16 protein-coding genes are annotated in these 15,820 nt (G+C 70.5%); 11 read left to right on the top strand and 5 right to left on the bottom strand.

Annotation, left to right across the window (positions count from 1 at the left end):
- Positions 1 to 196: 196 nt before the first annotated feature.
- Positions 197 to 457 (bottom strand): hypothetical protein, encoded by a 261-nt coding sequence (locus tag MYSTI_RS06060; protein ID WP_015346828.1) that lies wholly within the window; start codon positions 455 to 457, stop codon positions 197 to 199.
- Positions 458 to 757: 300 nt separating this feature from the next.
- On the opposite strand from MYSTI_RS06060, the gene MYSTI_RS06065 reads away from it, so the two are divergent.
- The 5 genes from MYSTI_RS06065 (at position 758) to MYSTI_RS06085 (ending at position 7,951) form a co-directional block, all read left to right on the top strand.
- Positions 758 to 1,210, top strand: a complete 453-nt coding sequence (locus MYSTI_RS06065) for a hypothetical protein (protein ID WP_015346829.1) — start codon at positions 758 to 760, stop codon at positions 1,208 to 1,210.
- A gap of 48 nt (positions 1,211 to 1,258) precedes the next feature.
- Complete coding sequence (locus MYSTI_RS06070) at positions 1,259 to 2,692, top strand: ATP-binding protein (protein ID WP_044279037.1); 1,434 nt, start codon at positions 1,259 to 1,261, stop codon at positions 2,690 to 2,692.
- A complete protein-coding gene (locus tag MYSTI_RS06075) occupies positions 2,689 to 4,032 on the top strand; it encodes a sigma-54-dependent transcriptional regulator (RefSeq protein WP_015346831.1) in 1,344 nt (447 codons plus the stop codon). Before MYSTI_RS06070 ends, MYSTI_RS06075 begins: the two co-directional genes overlap by 4 nt.
- Before the next feature lie 121 nt (positions 4,033 to 4,153).
- A complete protein-coding gene (locus MYSTI_RS06080; RefSeq protein ID WP_052350908.1) occupies positions 4,154 to 5,410 on the top strand; it encodes a C39 family peptidase in 1,257 nt (418 codons plus the stop codon).
- A 693-nt stretch (positions 5,411 to 6,103) separates the two neighbouring features.
- The gene (locus tag MYSTI_RS06085) at positions 6,104 to 7,951 is read left to right on the top strand and encodes a L,D-transpeptidase family protein (protein WP_084668298.1); all 1,848 of its coding nucleotides are present in this window, start codon (positions 6,104 to 6,106) and stop codon (positions 7,949 to 7,951) included.
- Between the two features lie 3 nt (positions 7,952 to 7,954).
- Here MYSTI_RS06085 and MYSTI_RS06090 read toward each other — a convergent pair whose 3' ends face one another.
- The 3 genes from MYSTI_RS06090 to MYSTI_RS06100 are packed head-to-tail and all read right to left on the bottom strand — an operon-like array spanning position 7,955 to position 9,826.
- Positions 7,955 to 8,368: a secondary thiamine-phosphate synthase enzyme YjbQ gene (locus MYSTI_RS06090; protein WP_015346834.1), complete on the bottom strand. Its 414-nt coding sequence runs from the start codon at positions 8,366 to 8,368 to the stop codon at positions 7,955 to 7,957.
- Positions 8,369 to 8,372: 4 nt separating this feature from the next.
- Positions 8,373 to 9,119, bottom strand: coding sequence for an alpha/beta hydrolase (locus tag MYSTI_RS06095; RefSeq protein ID WP_015346835.1), 747 nt, complete (start codon positions 9,117 to 9,119; stop codon positions 8,373 to 8,375).
- A complete protein-coding gene (locus MYSTI_RS06100) occupies positions 9,119 to 9,826 on the bottom strand; it encodes a peptidylprolyl isomerase (protein WP_015346836.1) in 708 nt (235 codons plus the stop codon). The genes MYSTI_RS06095 and MYSTI_RS06100 overlap by 1 nt, the downstream gene beginning before the upstream one ends.
- Positions 9,827 to 10,002: 176 nt before the next feature.
- Here MYSTI_RS06100 and MYSTI_RS06105 point away from each other — a divergent pair, with 176 nt between their 5' ends.
- Together MYSTI_RS06105 and MYSTI_RS06110 are read left to right on the top strand one after the other, a co-directional pair.
- Positions 10,003 to 10,896 (top strand): hypothetical protein, encoded by an 894-nt coding sequence (locus MYSTI_RS06105; RefSeq protein ID WP_144370001.1) that lies wholly within the window; start codon positions 10,003 to 10,005, stop codon positions 10,894 to 10,896.
- A gap of 38 nt (positions 10,897 to 10,934) precedes the next feature.
- Positions 10,935 to 12,026 (top strand): trigger factor, encoded by a 1,092-nt coding sequence (locus MYSTI_RS06110; protein ID WP_015346838.1) that lies wholly within the window; start codon positions 10,935 to 10,937, stop codon positions 12,024 to 12,026.
- Between the two features lie 5 nt (positions 12,027 to 12,031).
- Here MYSTI_RS06110 and MYSTI_RS06115 read toward each other — a convergent pair whose 3' ends face one another.
- Positions 12,032 to 13,039: a hypothetical protein gene (locus tag MYSTI_RS06115; protein ID WP_015346839.1), complete on the bottom strand. Its 1,008-nt coding sequence runs from the start codon at positions 13,037 to 13,039 to the stop codon at positions 12,032 to 12,034.
- Between the two features lie 111 nt (positions 13,040 to 13,150).
- Here MYSTI_RS06115 and speD point away from each other — a divergent pair, with 111 nt between their 5' ends.
- The 4 genes from speD to MYSTI_RS06130 are packed head-to-tail and all read left to right on the top strand — an operon-like array spanning position 13,151 to position 15,818.
- Complete coding sequence (gene speD, locus MYSTI_RS06120) at positions 13,151 to 13,507, top strand: adenosylmethionine decarboxylase (RefSeq protein ID WP_015346840.1); 357 nt, start codon at positions 13,151 to 13,153, stop codon at positions 13,505 to 13,507.
- Positions 13,504 to 15,399, top strand: coding sequence for a DUF4178 domain-containing protein (locus MYSTI_RS06125; protein WP_015346841.1), 1,896 nt, complete (start codon positions 13,504 to 13,506; stop codon positions 15,397 to 15,399). The genes speD and MYSTI_RS06125 overlap by 4 nt, the downstream gene beginning before the upstream one ends.
- 30 nt (positions 15,400 to 15,429) lie before the next feature.
- Entirely contained in the window at positions 15,430 to 15,591 is a 162-nt protein-coding gene (locus MYSTI_RS43650) for a hypothetical protein (RefSeq protein ID WP_015346842.1), read from the top strand.
- Positions 15,591 to 15,818 carry a DUF350 domain-containing protein gene (locus MYSTI_RS06130; RefSeq protein WP_015346843.1) on the top strand — a complete coding sequence of 76 codons (228 nt, stop codon included), beginning with the start codon at positions 15,591 to 15,593 and terminating at the stop codon, positions 15,816 to 15,818. The genes MYSTI_RS43650 and MYSTI_RS06130 overlap by 1 nt, the downstream gene beginning before the upstream one ends.
- The last annotated feature ends 2 nt before the right edge of the window (positions 15,819 to 15,820 follow it).

A 15,820-nucleotide genomic window follows, 5' to 3' on the forward strand; every position in this document is an offset into this window, starting at 1 on the left:
AATCCCAGCTTTGCTGAAAGTCAAGACTTGCTCCCAGAGACAATGACCCATGCGGGGCATGGATGACACAGGGAAGGAGTCGTGGATTCACAGGGCGTTGCGGAAGTGTCAGGGGCTGAACAGACCCGCGAACGCAACGAGGGCGCCCCCTTTCGGAGAGCGCCCTCGCGGCATTTCCTGAACTAGGAAATCGAGATTACTTGGTCTCGGTGGCCGTCTCGGCCTTGGGGGCCGCCTTCTTGCCAGCCTTCTTGCCCTTCGCGGCCGGCTTGGCCTCGGGAGCGGCGGTCTCCGCCTTCATCTCGGCGGCGGGCTTGGCCTCCTCGGCCTTGACCTCGGCGGCGGCGGCGGGCTTGGCCTCGGCGGCGGCCGGCTTGGTCTCCGCGGCGGCAGGAGCCGGGGTGTTGGCAAACGCGGTGGCGGCGGCGAGCAGGGCGGCGGCGAACACGGTCTTCATGGAAAGCTCCGTTGAGGGGGAAACGGCGCTTGATTGCGCCGTACCAGCGGACCGGGACATGAGCAGCGCTCGTGCCAGCGCCTGCTTCCGAGGGGCCAGCAAGTGATGACGGGTGTGCGGTGGGGAGAAACTCCTCAGTTGAAGCCCCAACATTGGGGGCTTGCTCCCCAGACAGGCGCTTGTCGCTTTGACGACACGGAGCCACTTGAGCAAGCTGCACGCGCATCCTCGGCAGGAGGGCGCGAGCCCGTGGCACCCGTCGCGAATCCCTCGCGACCTCGGCGCGGGTAGAGACGGTGTATGCGGTTCCTGGGGCTCGCGACGGCGTGGGTGGTGGTGGCGACGGGGTGCGCCGCGCGAATACCGCCGGAGGTCCTGGAGGCGCAGGTCCGCGAGACGTTGCATTGGCAACACGAGTACGAGCGCGAGCGCGAGCGTCTGGAGGGGGTGGCGGTGCGCCTGGCGGCGCTGGAGTCGGCCCTCGAGCGGCTCAAGCAGGAGCGCGCGGAGGCGGAGCAGGGGCGGGTGGCGCTGCTGGAGGAGCTGGTGCGCACGGAGGCGGACCGGCATGCCCTGGAGGAGCACAACGCCCAGTTGTTGGCGCGTGAGCGCGAGCTGAACGAGCTCCGGGAGATGCACGAGCAGCTCTCCGACGTCTTCTATGAGTCAGCGCTGGAGCGGGCGCGGCGGCGGTTGCCCGCGGCGAGGCAGCCGGACGCTCCGGAAGCAGGCGGCAGGACGGCGACGCCTTGACGGAAGGCCGGGTCCTCCCGGCGCCCTCACCGTGGTAGAGGACGGACCCTGGTGAGCTCCCGCACGTCCATCCGCGCCTACCGCGCCGGCTTCTTCTTCGTGGTGGTCCTGTTGTCGGCCGTCACGGCCTTCACGCTGTGGACCGAGGTGCGCACGGGCGCACGCGTGGAAGCGCTGGTGAACGAGGCGCTGGTGCGCGCGCGCTTGATTGGCCGCATCCGCGTGGACGTGCTGTCGCTGGAGTCCGCCATCGAAGCGCACATCCGCGCGACGGATGACGCCGAGCGCGACGCGGCGGACGTGGTGATGGCGGAGATTCTCTCCGACATCCGCCTGGCCTCGGAGGAGTACACGCGCAACCTGCCTCCGGGTGACAAGGCGGTGTGGGAGCGCTTCAACGCCGCGTGCCAGGGGCTGGCGGACCAGGTGCGCGCGGCGGCGGTGTTCTCCCAGCGGCGCGAGGCGGACCGGGCGCGGCGACACCTGGCGGAGCGCATCCGTCCGCTGGCCGCGCAGCTCGACGCCTTGGGCGAGTCGCTGTCGGAGGAGAACTCCAACGAGGCGCGCCGCGTGGGTGGACGGCTGGCGGACATGCGCGTGCGCAACACGGCCCTGGGCGCGGGGACGACGCTGCTGGCCATGTTGTTGTCCGTGCTGGTGGGGTGGCAGGTGACGTCGCTGCTCAAGCGCCAGGACGCGACCATTCAGGGGCAGCTCGAGGAGCTGGGTCGTCACAACCAGGAGCTGGACTCGTTCACCCGCCGCGTGGCGCACGACCTCATCAGTCCGCTGGCGCCGCTCAAGGGCTACCTGACGCTCATCCGCCGCACGGGCGCGGTGAAGGACGCGGGCGCGCTGGAGATGCTGGCGCAGTGCGAGTCCAGCGCGGTGCGCATGGGCGAGTTGATCGAAGCGCTGCTGCGCTTCTGCCGCGCGGGCACGCGAGGCGAGCGCACCGTGGGCGAGCTGGACACGGCCGTGACGACGGTGCTGCTGGAGGTGTCGCAGACGGCGGCGGCGCAGGGCGTGGCGGTGGACCGGGCGCTGCAGCCCGGTGTGGCGGTGGACTGTCCCGGGCAGCTGTTGCAGGTGACGGCGCGCAACCTGCTGACGAACGCGGTGAAGTACTCGGCGGGGCGGCCCGACGCGCGGGTGACGGTGAATGTCTTCACCGAGGGCTCGGACGCGGTGCTGGAGGTGGCGGACAACGGCATGGGCATGGGGCCCGGAGTGCTGGCGCTGTTGTTCCAGCCGTTCTTCCGGGCGCCGGAGGCGCGCTCGCTGCCGGGGCATGGATTGGGATTGGCCACCACGAAGCGCGTGGTGGAGGCGCATGGGGGGACGTTGACGGTGCGCTCGGAAGAAGGGAAGGGCACGCACGTGGTGGTGCGCTTCGCGCATGTGGTGCGGCTGGCGGAGGGAAGCACCGCCGAGTCCGCGCAGTCGTCCCCTGCTTCCTCGATTCGCAAGGTGGCCTCGTGAGCGCAGCTCGCATCCTCGTCGTGGACGATGACCCGCAGGCGAGGGACTTGCTCCAGCGGTTGCTGGGGCCCCTGGGCGCGGTGTCGCAAGCGTCGAACCCGAAGGCGGCGCAGGAGCGGCTGGCGGAGGGCGCGTACGACCTGGTGCTGACGGACATGGCCATGCCCGAGCCGGGCGACGGGCTGAAGGTGTTGCAGGAGGTGAAGGCGCACCTGCCGGACACGCCGGTCATCGTGGTGACGGCCTTCGGCAACATCGAGGGCGCGCTCGACAGCATCCAGCTGGGGGCGTTCGACTACCTGGCGAAGCCCTTCGACGTGGACGCGATTCTGCGCGTGGCGCGGCGGGCGCTGGAACAGAAGCGACTGGTGGAGGAGAACCGCTCGCTGCGCCAGCAGGTGGACCGCAGCGCGCTGGTGGGACGCAGCCCCGCGTTGCTGGAGGTGTACAAGCAGGTGGCGCGCGCGGCGGCGAGCAACGTGCCGGTGTTGATTACGGGCGAGACGGGGACGGGCAAGGAGATGGTGGCGCGGGCGCTGCACAAGCGCTCGCCGCGCACGTCGGGGCCGTTCATCCCGGTGGACTGCGGCGCCATCACCGAGTCGCTGATGGAGAGCGAGCTGTTCGGCCATGCGAAGGGCAGCTTCACGGGCGCCTCGGGGGCTCGCCGAGGGGTCTTCGAGGAGGCGAACGGCGGGACGCTCTTCCTGGATGAGATTGGCGACGTGGGGATGAAGGTGCAGTCGCAGCTCCTGCGCGTGCTGCAGGAGGGCGAGATTCGCCGCGTGGGCGAGAGCGTGCCGGTGAAGGTGGACGCGCGCGTGGTGGCGGCGACGAACAAGGACTTGAAGGAGCGGGTGGCGGAGGGCGTGTTCCGCGAGGACCTGCTGTACCGGCTGGACGTGGTGCACCTGCACCTGCCGCCGTTGCGCGAGCGGCGCGAGGACATCCCCGCGCTGGTGCAGCACTTCGCGGGACGGCATGCGCGGGGTGGGGTGAGTCCGGTGGTGACTTCGGAGGCGATGTCGCGGCTGACGGCGTATGACTGGCCGGGCAACGTGCGGCAGCTGGAGAACGTGGTGGCGCGCGCGCTGGCGCTCAACGTGACGGGCGTGCTGGGGCCGCAGGACTTCCCGGAGCCCATCGGTGATGCGCCCAAGCGGCTGACGGGGCTCGCGGGGGACTTGCCGAGCCTGGCGGAGCTGTCGCGTCGGTATGCCGCGCACGTGCTCCAGGCGGTGGGGGGCAACAAGAGCGAGGCGGCGCGGCTGCTCGATGTGGACCGCAAGACGCTCTACAAGCTGCTCGAGGCGACGGGTGTGGAGCCGGAGGCGTCGTGAGCCTTCGGTTCCGCTGTGCCCGCCAACGGACATCGTGGGTGCATGGGCACGGGCCGAGTGGCTCCGGGGTTGATGCGATGCAACTTGTGCGAGGCGGGGAAGGGCTCGCAGACTTCGGGCCGTGAAAGCCCGCTCCCTGACGATGCTCACGCTGCTCCTGGCTCAAACGCAGACGGCCTGTGTCTCGCAGCAGAAAGGCCTCGAGGACTCGCCGGTGGAGGAGCCGGGTCCTCCGGCGCGGCTGTGGCGTCGCAGCGCGAGTGAGCGCGACTTCGACCGCTTCACGCGGGAGGGCACCGCGCTGACGACGGATGGGGCCCTGGTGTTGGACGCCACGGCCCGGACGGAGAGCACGCCGGTTCCCGCGGGGCGCAAGGAGGATGGGAGCACGCGCTACCACGAAGCGGCGTATCGCCTGGGGCACGCGGTCTCCGAGGTGCAGCTCGTGCCGGGTGGGTTCACCAGCGTGGTGCCCTCGTTCGACGTGCTCACGCCGCCGGGGACGTGGGTGAAGGTGACGCTCGCGGCTCGCATCGACGGGGTGTGGACGAAGGACTACGAGCTGGGGGTGTGGGCCTTCGACAAGGAGCCCGTGGCCCGGCACAGCGTGGACGGGCAGGGTGACGCGGATGGGTATGTGTCCACGGACACGCTCAACCTGAAGCGGCGCGCGGAGGCGCTGCGGATGGGGGTGTGGCTGCACTCGTCGCAGCCGGAGGTGTCGCCTCGGGTGCGGGCCTTGTCCGCGGCGGTGAGTGACAAGAAGGGTGTGGCGGCCGATGCGGTGTCGGACCGGGCGGCGTGGGGGACGGTGCTGGAGGTGCCGGGGTACTCGCAGATGCTGTACCCGGATGGGGGCCCGGTGTGGTGCTCGCCCACGTCGACTTCGATGTTGCTGGGGTACTGGGGGCGCAAGCTCGCGCAGCCGGCGCTGGAGCCCACCGTGCCGTTCTCGGCGGACCGGACGTATGACTGGGTCTACAAGGGCACGGGCAACTGGGCCTTCAATACGGCGTATGCCTCCGCCATCGGTGAGGGGGTGCTGCATGGCGCGGTGATGCGGCTGGATGGCTTCGCGCAGGTGGAGCGGCTCATCGGCGCGGGCATCCCGGTCAGCATCAGCATCGCCTACGCGGAGGGGGAGCTCACGGGCTCGCCCGTGCGCAGCTCGGATGGGCACCTCATCGTGCTCAAGGGCTTCACGTCGGAAGGCGACGTCGTGTGCAATGACCCCGCGTTCAAGACGAACGAGGCGGTGGCGGTGACGTACAAGCGCGATGAGCTGTGGCGCGCGTGGCAGCACTCGCGCGGCATGGCGTATGTGCTGTGGCCCGTGGGGACGGTGCTCCCGGCGGAGCTCATCGGGTTGCTGCGCTAGCGACGTGTTGTCGGCCATGAGACATGCCTCGGGGCGAGGCATGTCTCGTGTGGCGAATCGAGACGGTGGGTGCGGGCTTCATTCCGTTGCATGTGACATCGACCGTCGGGGCGGCACGGGTTGCGCACTCTCGCGGAGTCGGGCGCAGGGGGCCCCACCTCGGACGACGTTGAGCAAGCAGGCGAGCCCTCGTACCGTGTCGGCCACATGCGACGTTGGCTTCAGCTCGCCCTTCTTCTGCCCGGAATCGCCTGTACGCCGTCATCGAAGTCGGAGGACTCCCGCCCGGATGGCGAGGTGAAGAACCCTTCCACGCGCGCGGGAGGACGCTCCGTCGCCGATGCGGCGACAGGGGCTTCCGCGACAGGACGACCCTCTGCGCCCGAGAACGACGCTCCGCCAGGAGTTGCGCGGGGCGTAGAGGCCGCGCCTGGAACGGGCTCGCCGGATGCGCGCGGCGAAAGTGCGAACGGGCAGCTGCCCGCGGCGAGTTCTCCCCTCGAGAGTCAGAACGGAGGAGGTGCCGCGCTTCCGCTGGATGCGTCAGGTGCGGCTCCGCAGGCGCCTGGAGGAGGCGAAGGGCTGTCGGCGCCGGCAGGCGAGCCGTCATCCATGGCTCGGAGCGATGTTGCTCCGCGGGCACCGGGAGGCGGCGAAGGGGTGTCGGCACCCATGGACGGGGCCGCGTCCCCCATGAGCCACATTGCTTCGCCGAATGCGCCAGGCGGAAGCGAGGGCACGACGTCGCCCACCAGGGCTCAGCCCTCTGTTCCCACCGGGCACGGCGACAGCTCCTCGCATCCAGGTGACAGCCTCGCGGCGCGAGACACGGACGGAGGCACCACCGTCACCAGCGAAGCATCGAGCCCTTCCCCGTCCGCGGGCACGACACCGGGAGATCTCCACGCCGCCTGGACACGGACCGCGCTCACTCCGGACGGTGGCCCTTCGCGTCCTGTCTCCCCATCGCGCCCCGAAACGCCGGAGGCCCCCACCGCCGACCACGAGCCCTCGCTCTCCATCGACCCCGCGCTCAGTGCCCTGCCCAAGCCGGAGCGTGACGACACTCCCTCCGCGGGCTCGGACACCAACACCGACGAGTCCTCGGACCTCCCTCCGCCTCCTCCCGCCGAGCAGCTCGTCGTCATCCCCGACAAGAAGAACCCGGACGAAGAGCTCGTGCTCGGCCCGGATGGCGAGCCCCTGGAGGACACGAGCTACGTGCTCGATGACCCCGCCCTCGGACTCGATGACGACGCTCCCGGACCTTCCACGGCCAGCGGCGCGGACGCCGGCACGGAGCCCGTCGCCATCCCCTACCAACCCGACGCCGGCTCGCTGCGCGTGCTCCGCTCCATCGCGGTCCGCTCGGAGCCGCGTCAGGACGCACCACCCCTCGGCACCGTGGCGCAGGACATGCGCATCCTCTGGAAGAGCGAGACCGCCATGCGCGGCCCGGAGTGCGACGCCTGGGTCGAAATCCAACCGCGCGGCTGGGTCTGCGAGCGCTACCTCGAGCGCAACTTCCGAGAGCCCCGCGTCCGAGACCTCCCACGCCTCCGCGAAGGAGAGCTGACCCCTGGCACCTACGCACGCGTCGTCGGCAAGCGCGTGCGCGCCTACCCGAGCCTCGCGCTGGCCCGCACCCGCCGGAAGGGCATCCTGCTCAAGGGCTCCGTGACAGTGAAGCTGCGCGGACAGGTGCGAGTGGGCCGGCGCACCTTCTGGCGCACCACCGACGGCCAATACCTGGAGGCCCGAGTCCTCCGCGAGTACCGTCCCTCCACCTTCGTCGGCGTGGACGCGGAGCAACTGTCGGAGCTGTCCGCGCCCTTCGCCTGGGCCCAGTCCCGAACGAAGCCCTCGGCTTCTGTTGAAGTGAAGACGGCCCCGGACGCGAAGGCCGCGCGAGAGACCGTCCTCCCACCGCGGACCCTCGTGGCCGTGAAAGAGCTCTCCGCGGACGGCCGCTGGGTTCTCATCGCGGAGAACCACTGGGTCTCCCGAGACGACCTCCACGTCGCCTGGTTCTCCCACGCCCCGCCCGGCGTCGAGCCCGGCGCGCGTTGGGTGGACGTGGACCTGGATGCGCAGGTGCTCGTGGCCTACGAGGGAGAGCGCCCCGTGTACGCCACGCTCATCTCCTCCGGGAAGCCCGGCACGGACACACCCGAGGGCCTCTTCCGCGTGTGGATCAAGTTCGCCGAAGCGGACATGACGGGCAACGGCACCGCGGGCAATGACACCTACCGCGTGGCCACCGTGCCCTGGACCATGTTCTTCGAGCAGGACTACGCGCTGCACACCGCCTACTGGCACGACCGCTTCGGCGAGCCCACGAGCCACGGCTGCGTCAACCTGGCGCCTCGGGACGCCAAGGCCCTCTACGGCTGGGCCTCACCGGAGGTCCCCACGGGCTGGTCCATGGTGCACGCCACGCAGGATGCCCCGGGCTCCTGGGTGCGCATCCGAGGCCAGGCGCGCATCCCCGTGAAGGAGCGCAAGGTTCGCGTCGCCACCAGCACCCGCACCTTGCGCTGACGCTCAGCTCACCACCGACACGGTGACGCGCCGCCGATGGGCGGACGTGCGGTGCTCCCAGACGTAGACGCCCTGCCACGTGCCCAGGTCCGCCGCCCCGTTCTTCACGGGGATGTTGAGCGCGGTCTGCGTCAGCACCGTGCGCACGTGCGCGGGCATGTCATCCGGCCCCTCCGCGTCGTGAACGAAGAGGGGGTCTCCATCCTTCACCAGCCTCGCGAAGAAGGACTCCAGGTCACGGCGCACATCGGGGTCCGCGTTCTCGCACAACAACAGGGACGCGCTCGTGTGGTGGATGAACACGGTGCACAGGCCCTGCCGCGCACCGCTCTCCGCCACGGCCCGCTGCACGTCCGCGGTGATGTCCGTGAAGCCGCGCCCCCGGGTGGGCACCGTGAGCTCCTTCGCGTGGTACATGCCGTCAGCTCCCCAACCGGGCCTTCAGGAACGCGGCCATGCGCTCCTGCTCCTCCTCATCGATGGTGTGCTGCCCATCGAAGGGGAAGAAGTCCACGGTCAGCCCTTCCTGCACCAGCGTGTCGCGCAGGTGCTCGGCTGTCGCGAAGGGCAGCAGCGGGTCGTAGCGGCCATGGCCCTGGAACACGGGCAGGCCCTGCCGGGCCTTGGCCTTCTGCCGCCACTCCGGCTCCGCGATGAGCGTGCCCGAGAGGATGCACAGCCCCGCGGGACACTCCTCCAGCCGCAGCGCGACGTCCGTCGTCACCATGCCGCCCTGACTGAATCCCCCCAGGACGATTCTCGAATAGGGGAGCTTCATCGTGGTGGACACGGCGGACACCACGGACATGAGGGCCCGGCGCGCGGCGGGCAACCCCGCGGGCACCCCCTGGGCGAACGCGGGCCAGTCGCGCATCTGCCCGCGCAGGATGGCCTCGGGGATGGGGAACCAGGACCGTCCGGTGGGCATGCCCATGTCCTCCAGCGAGAGCGGTGCTCCCGGGAGGATGAAGCGCACGCGCTGGGCCAGGGGCGGGTGCATGGCCAGCATCTGCGCGGCCATCGGCACCAGGTCCCCCGCCGGAGCGCCGAAGCCATGGCAGAGCACCACCGCCAATTCGGGCGACTTGCCCTCGGGGAGCCCCTCCACGACCTGGCAGTCCAGCTCGCCCAGGCGCGTGGACACTCGCCGCAGCTTCGGCGCGTCCATCACTTCCCGCCCGCGGCGGGCGCGTCCGCCAGGGTGATCTTCTGGATGACGACGGGCTCCACCGGCCGGTCGCCCGGGCCCGTCGCGACGTTGGAGATCTTCTCCACCACGTCATAGCCCTTCACCACCTCACCGAAGATGGTGTGCTTGCCGTTGAGGTAGCTCGGCGTGGACGTGGTGATGAAGAACTGGCTGCCGTTGGTGTTGGGGCCCGCGTTGGCCATGGCCAGCAGTCCCGTCTTGTCGAACGTGCGGCCGCTCTGGAACTCGTCTCCGAAGCGGTAGCCCGGGTCGCCGCGGCCGGTCCCCGTCGGGTCGCCACCCTGAATCATGAAGCCCGGAATCACGCGGTGGAAGATGACGCCCTCGTACAGGGACTTGCCCGTCATGCGGTCGCCCGTGCGCGGGTCGGACCACTGCTTCTCGCCCGTGGCCAGACCCACGAAGTTGGCCACCGTCATCGGCGCGTCCTTCGAGAACAGGCGGATGACGATGGTGCCCTGGTTGGTCTCCATCGTGGCCTGGAGGTCCTGTCCGGCCTGGGCCTTCTTCGTCCACTCCCCCGTGGGCTCCGCGGGCTTCGGCGCCGGGGTGGGCGTCGCCGCGGGGGGCGTGGCATTGGAAGGCGTCTCCTTCTTCTCGGAGGACTCCTTGCAGGCGGAGACAGTGAGGCACAGGAGGAGGGCGGTCAGGATTCGGATGTGCATGGCGGGCGGAGACTACCCCCACTCCGGCCGGATTCCAGGGGGTTACAGCACCCGGGCCTCGCTTGCGTTTCGCGGACGGCAATTCGCCGCGCACAAAGCCCGCTTTCACCCCAATGAGGGGGCGGGATGAGGGATGCTCTCGGACGCATCCGCCGCATTGCCGCTTGGAGTCCCAGTTGGCGCCCATCGAGCCTCGTCCCAGCCCTTCGTCCCCCTCCACCGCTGGCGCCAAGCAGACCTCCGCCGCCCCGACTCCGCGCCCCGGAGCGGACAGCTTCTCGTCGACACCCACGGGGCGGCAGGACCGCTGGATGCAGGGCACGGCGGATGCGGCGAAGAGCCCCCACGCGGTGAACCCGTCCACCCACGCGCCGGGCGCCGCACAGGTGCCTCCTCGCTCCACGGGCCCCATCCTGTTCGGCCCCGTCGAGACGAGCGCCCTCGTCGCGAGCGCGAGCACCCGCGGCCCCCGCTGGGCCCATGCGGCCGCCACGGTGGTGCAGGTCGCGCGGCTCCCGGGCACGGCCTATCTGACGTTCCGCGACGTGCGCGAGACGTTCCGCGACAAGGCGCGGGCCATGGCCCCCGTCGTGGCCGGCGTGAGCTCCTTCCGCGCGGCCGCGAACCTCGCGCGCACCGCCCTCGCGGAGACGACGCCGCGGGCCGCGGTCTCGGCGACCCCAGTCCCCGCCTCGCAGGTCGTGAAGGGCGCCTCCGAGCAGCCTCCTCGCGTGGCGAGCACCCTGGCCGCGCAAGTCCTGAAGACGGCCTCACGTTCGGTGCCGACGGAGGGAGAGGCCCCCGCGACGCGCCTGGGAGTGGACGCGGCGCGTGTCGCCGTGAGCAAGGGCGCGGGCCGCTTCGCCCCGGGATTCGATGTCACCCTCGCGCTGCCGTGCGCCACGGCGGCGGCGAGCACGCTCGGTGAGCCGGGTGTCGCGATGAGCAAGAAGGTCACCGCGGGCGTCTCCTCCGTGGGCGCCATCGCCGCGGCCACGCACATCCCCGTGGTGAGCCAGGCGGGCGCCGTCGTGTCGATGGCGTCCGGGTTCGTCGGCACGTTCCTCTAACCCCCCATGCGGCGCCTGTTCGTGTCGCCCAAGCCGTCATGACGTCCCAGAACGAAGGTCCCAAGCCCGGCGTCGCGCGCTCGCTGGCGGAGCTGCACGCGCTCGGCATCATGAAGCGCATGCCCGCGGCGCTGTCGCTCAGCAGCACCGAGCCCATCGCGCTCCCCGCCATCCAGGCCCCTTCTCTCGAGGGCCTCTCCCTCGCGCGGACCGCGCCCGCGCCCATCTCCGAGCACGACCTGGTGCGGCGCTTCGATGTGCTGCGCCGCAAGCACGCCGACCGCCGTGAGCGCCTCGCGGGGGAGGACGTGGGCCCCGACGATGAGGTGCTGCTGGACGTGCTCGGCTTCGCCCACGGCCGGCTGATTCCCTTCTCCGCGCGAGAGGGCTGGCGCGCGGAGGTGGTGCCGGAGCCGCTGCTCCCGGGCTTCTTCGAGGCGCTCGTGGGCGCCAAGGTGGGCTCTTCGCTGGGCATCGAGCTGAAGCTGCCGGACACCTACGTGGTGGAGTCCCTGCGCGGCGCGACGGCGCGCTTCCTCCTCGAGATTCGCGGTGCGTCCGAGCTGAAGCTCTTGGCGGATGACTCGCCGGAGCTGCTCGTGCGCCTGGGCGCGGGCACGCTCATCGACGTGATGCGCCAGCTGAACGACGCCTTGACGCACGAGCGCGCCGTGGAGGCCGAGCAGCTCACCCAGGAGCGCGTGCTGGACGAGGTGGTCGCGCGCACGCAGGTGACGCTGTCCGCCGCCCTGGTGGACGAGGAGCTCCGCCACCGCTGGGTGGAGACCGAGCGTCCCATCCTGGTGCGCAAGGCCCTCCAGCCCGACGAGCTGCAAGAGGCGCTGGAAGGCTGGCTGAGAGACCCGCTCCTGCGCGCGGACGCGGAGCGCCGGCTGGTGCTGGCCCTGGCCCTGCGAGCCATCGCCGCGCGTGACGGCGTGAAGCTCACGAAGCCGGCCGTGGACGCGCTGGTGGATGACCTGGCCTCGCTGTCCGGTGTCCCCCGCGAGGACGTGGTCCGCGCGCTGAAGGAGGACGCCGCGCTGGCCAAGCGGCTGGAGGACCTGGCGCTGCACCTGGCCACGGTCGACAGCCTCCTGCGGCGCGTGTCGCTGACGCCGCCTGTCTGACGGGCTCAGCGCTCCTCGAGCGCCAGGGCCACCATCGCCTCGGTGACGTCGCCGGGGTGGTAGCGGCCCAGGCCGGGGAGGGCTCGCAGCGCGGCCTCCGAGTGGTCCATGTCGTCCAGCCGCACCACGCCCGAGCCCGGTATCTCCGCGTCCAGCGGCATCACCAGCCCATCCGAGGCCTGGCCATAGCGCTCCTGGAAGTAGCGCTGGAGCGGATAGAGCGTGGACAGTCGCGACAGGCGCGAGGTGGCGAGCGCCACCGTGGGGATATCCGTGGGGTAGGGGTGCTGGCGGATGAAGGCCATGCGCTGCGGATAGGCCAGCTCCTCCACCGAGCGCGACACGCCGTGGAACAAGAGCGGGAAGGCGAAGTCGATGAGCCGCCGCATCTCCGGCGTGGTGGCCAGGTCATGGGCGAGCGCGGCGCCGGCATAGGGCGCCTGGAGCGCCACCACCGCGCGCACCACCGAGCGCAGCTCCGGGTACATCGCCAGCACCGCCGTGCACTCCACGCCCCCCTTGCTGTGCCCCACCAGCACCACCGAGCGGCCGAAGTGCCTCGCGTCCAGCAGCACCTCGCGCAGCACCGCGACGTTGCTCAGGAGCAGCCCCTCGGTGTCCACGTCCGCCTCGCGCACGCTGAGCCCCCGGCCCTCCAGCCGCTGCACGTTGTCGAGCAGGTAGCCGGGCATCTCGTCGCCGAGCATCCCTCGCACCACGACGTACTGGTGGTTCCGGGCCTCGGGGGGCAGGACGGGCTCGCCCTCCCGCACGCGGTGGAGCAGGGCGCGGAAGCGGGGCGTGCGGTCCACGGTGGGCGGGGTCATCCCACCGGGCCCCTGATGGAGCCAGCCCGCCAGTCCTCCGGAGCCGGGCCCCCACCAGCGCGGCGCCGCGGGCAGCCCCCTCAGCCCTCGCGTCAGCCGTGCAATGGCCGTGGGCTCTCGCGCCGGGGCGGGGGTGGGGAGGGAGGCCAGGGGGAGCAGGTCGTCGATGTCGGGCCGCCGCGTCATTTCACCGGAAGCGTAGCGGTAACGGGATACCAGGAGCCAACCCGGCTTTCGGGATGCGGGAACGCGCCTTAGGGAGAAGCCCGTGCTATTACGGCCGGAGGCAGGAGGACTTTGAAGCTGACCACCGGACAGGAATGGCTGGTTGACGCGAGCGGCTGCTCGCCCGGATTGCTCAAGGACGCGGCGGTGTTGGCGGCGCTCTTCGAGGAGCTCATTGTCCTGTTGGACCTGAAGGTCGTGGGCCAACCGCAGTGGCACGTGTTCCCGGAGCCCGGTGGCATCACCGGCCTGACGCTCCTGGCCGAGAGCCACCTGGCCATCCACACGTTTCCCGAGCATGGCTTCGCCGCGCTCAACGTCTATTGCTGCCGCCCCCGCGAACGTCCCGACTTCGAGTCGTTGCTCGCGCGCCATCTGGGGGCTGCGTCGTGTCAGGCGCGTGAGTTGAAGCGGGGGGTGACGGCGTGACCCAGGGGAGGTGTCCGTCGTGCGGCGCGGACGTGGAGTTCACCGCGGGCTCGGCGCAGGTGGTGGTGTGCAGCCACTGTCAGACGGTGGTGGCGCGCAAGGACGCGGACTTCGAGGCGCTCGGGAAGATTGGCCGGGTGGTCGTCACCGACTCGCCGCTCCAGGTGGGCGCGGAGGGCCGCTATGACGGCTCCGCCTTCCAGGTCGTGGGCCACCTCCAGAAGGACCATGGCGCGGGTCCGTGGGACGAGTGGTACGTGGAGTTCGCCGACGGCCGCACCGGCTGGGTGAGCGAGTCCGAGGGCACCGTCCACCTGCTCTTCTCCGGCGGCGTGGAGGAGGGCCTCTCGCTGTCGGACCTCCACCCCGGCGAGAAGCTGCGCCTGCGCAACCGCCACTGGGTGGTGGAGGAGCGCGGCCACGGGAAGGTCATCGCCGCCGAGGGGCAGCTGCCCAGCGACGTCGACCCTCGAGCGGACTCCTGGTACGTCGACGCCACGTCGTCCAAGGGCGCCATCATCACGCTCGACTTCGGCGTCCACGCCAGCGACCCGGAGGTCTTCATCGGCGCGCGGCTGAAGCTGGAGCAGCTGGGGATTCCCCCGGACCAGCTCCGCCCCCGCGTGCGCCGCAAGGTGGACCTCAAGCAGGCGCGCTGCACGGAGTGCAACGGCCCCTTGGAGCTGCGGGCGCCGGACAAGTCGCTGCGCGTGGGCTGCCCCTTCTGCGGCGCGCTGCTCGATGTCTCCAAGGGGAAGCTGTCCTTCCTCCGCCTCCTGGAGAAGCCCGAGCACGCACCCCTCATCCCGCTGGGCGCCAAGGGCACGCTGCGCGACACGGAGTGGATGTGCCTGGGCTTCCTCGTGCGCTCCTGCACGGTGGAGGGCATCCGCTACCCGTGGGAGGAGTACCTCCTCTTCAACCGCTCGAAGGGCTTCGTCTGGCTGATGAACTCCCAGGGCCACTGGGTGTTCCTGGAGCCCCTGGCCGCGGGCGACGTGCAGCTGGTGCCGCATGTCTCCGCCTTCTTCGACGGGCGCCGCTACAAGGCCTATCAGAACGTCCACGCCGTCACGGAGAACGTGCAGGGTGAGTTCTACTGGGAGGTGACGGCGGGCGAGTACGCCGAGGCCACCGAGTACGTCGCCCCGCCGTACTCCATCAACGTGGACAGCACCGAGAACGAGGTGTCGTACACGTTTGGCGAGTACCTGGCGCCCGAGGTCGTGAAGGAGGCCTTCAAGCTGGAGGCGGTGCCTTCGCCGGAGGGAATCGTCCCCAGCCAGCCCAACCCCCACAAGGCCAAGATGCTGTCCACGGTCCTGTGGTCCATCGGCTGGCTGATGCTGCTGCTCCTGGTGGCGGGCCTGTTCTCCGCGACGTCGCTGAACAAGGTCGTGCTGGACCAGCAGGTGACGGTGCCCGCGGAGGCCACGCCCGGCACGCCCTCCGCGATGAAGTTCAGCGAGCCCTTCGACCTGGAGCGCCGCGGCAACATGAAGGTGTACGTCGCCGCGGGGCTGATGAACGACTGGATGGGCATCCAGGGCGACCTGGTGAACCAGGAGACGGGCGAGGTGGTGGGCTTCTACGAGGAGGTCAGCCTCTACCAGGGCAGCGACAGCGACGGCTCCTGGTCCGAGGGCAGCGCGAACGGCAGCCTGCACCTGTCCGCGCTCCCCGCGGGCAAGTACGTGCTGCGCACCACGGCGTCGTACGACCCGACCCCCGCTCGCGTGCGCAACTACACCGTGCGGCTGACGCACGACTCGCCCAACGGGGGCTGGCTGTGCGTGGCCTTCGTGCTGCTGCTGCTGGGGCCGGTGTTCGCGTTCTTCCGCTCGCACAACTTCGAGACCCGCCGCTGGGCGGACAGCAACCTGTCGGAATAGGCCTGGGGGCCACAGCCACGGAGGCGCGGCATGAAGTGGTTTGGAGGATTGGTGGTGCTGTTCTACAGCGCCGTGGTGTGGTCCGGATGGTCGCCCTTCACGCGCGAGGAGCGAGACCGCGTGCCGGGCAACGTGCGGCGAAGCCCTGGCGGCGTCTTGTTGTGGACCGGTGGTTACATGGGAGGGAAGTGATGCTGTTACTAGGCGTCGTTGTGAACCTCGACGGTGTGCTGGCGAGCATCGTCTATTCGATCATCGGTCTGGCCGTGTTCGTCGCGGGGTTCTATGCCATCCGCAAGATCATGCCGTTCGACGTGCACAAGGAGCTGGAGGTCGACCAGAACACGGCCCTGGGCATCGTCATCGGCTCGTTCATCATCGGCCTGGCCATCATCGTGGCCGCGGCCATCGGCGGTTGAAG

This window comes from Myxococcus stipitatus DSM 14675 (assembly GCF_000331735.1).
Classification (GTDB): Bacteria; Myxococcota; Myxococcia; order Myxococcales; family Myxococcaceae; genus Myxococcus; species Myxococcus stipitatus.